The organism is Oleiphilus sp. HI0128 (assembly GCF_001635365.1).
Genome location: NZ_LWGG01000226.1, coordinates 1 through 1,199, shown reverse-complemented (window position 1 = coordinate 1,199; position 1,199 = coordinate 1). Strand labels below are relative to the sequence as shown.

Below are 1,199 nucleotides of genomic sequence, written 5' to 3'. Positions count from 1 at the left end.
ACTCCAAGAAAGCTTTTCTAAAAAAGGTATAAAAGCAAAATTTCTCTCTGAGAAAGATGAGCTTCCTCAGAGTTATCTTGAAATTGTTTCTATTGTTGATAATACCGCAGGTGATGAAAGTCGTGACTTTGATCCCCTTTCGTATTTATCTGCAGTTTGGTGTGGCTTGTCAGTTTTTGTTCTACCTATGATTAGCACCGATTTCGATGTGCTCGTAAAAATTAACCGATTTGAAAATGGTCAAATTGTGTCTAGCCATTTGTATTCAAGTCATATGTATCAAATGGCTGGGTTTTCTATGATTCCATTTATGAGTTCGGACGATGTTGGAGACGATATTGCCTCTATAGTGGATAATGTTTCTCAGGATTATTTGGAGTTAAATTAAGATGATCAAGCTACTTTCAATAACAATACTCGCTAGCTTGCTTAGTTCGTGTGCCTCTAGCTATTTCAACGTCTCAAAGAATACCCCTAAAAGCGAGTCAGCAATCTTGTATACATACAGTGAAGGACAAAGGGCTGGAACAATTTATACAGTGTTACTTAAGTCAATTAATGGCGAAAAACTTTCTGGAAAGTCTAAACGATGGTTATATGTCAAACCCGGAGAGTATGAAATTGAGGTAACCAGTCACAAGTACAATGAAGGTGCATATATCGCAGGAGCTATTGCAGGAGGTGTTGCTGGCGGAGCCATGGGGGCAAGCGTTGATACTGGTGCCATTGTAGCAAGCTCTGAAGCATACGCAGAAATGGAGCGAACTAGAGTAGAAGATAATAATATCATCGCGCGGCTGGAAGCTGGGAATATATACGTGATCGATCCAGTTATTGAAAACAAGAAAATAAAGTATTTTGAAGTTAAAACGTACTAAATAAAGAAATTCTAACCAAGCGTTCAACCGGACTCGCCTTCGGCTCGCGCGGTTAACGCGGCGTTAAGTCTCATAAAGGAAGGTTACTTTAGTGATAAGGATTTTAATATTATTTACCGCACTGATCGTATGCAGCGCAGCTAAAGCCGAAATGTCGGGCTTTGCGCCTCTTGATTTTTTACCTGATGTCGATAGAAATGGTATACGTGATGACATTGATAAACAAATAATTGATCTATATGAAAATGATAAACGCCGCATACACTTGGCTAGTCGCGCTGCTAAATTAATCCAAGAAATCGCGCAAAATGAAGATTCTCC

General features: G+C 39.2%; 3 protein-coding genes. All 3 read left to right on the top strand.

Annotated elements, in window-relative coordinates; translation table 11 throughout:
* A partial coding sequence (locus A3763_RS27990; RefSeq protein ID WP_197482718.1) for a hypothetical protein occupies positions 1-388 on the top strand: 388 nt, incomplete at its 5' end.
* A 1-nt stretch (position 389) separates the two neighbouring features.
* Positions 390-878, top strand: a complete 489-nt coding sequence (locus A3763_RS03070; protein ID WP_068553631.1) for a hypothetical protein — start codon at positions 390-392, stop codon at positions 876-878.
* 91 nt (positions 879-969) lie between these two features.
* On the top strand, positions 970-1,199 hold a 230-nt coding region (locus tag A3763_RS03065; RefSeq protein ID WP_156494859.1), incomplete at its 3' end, for a hypothetical protein.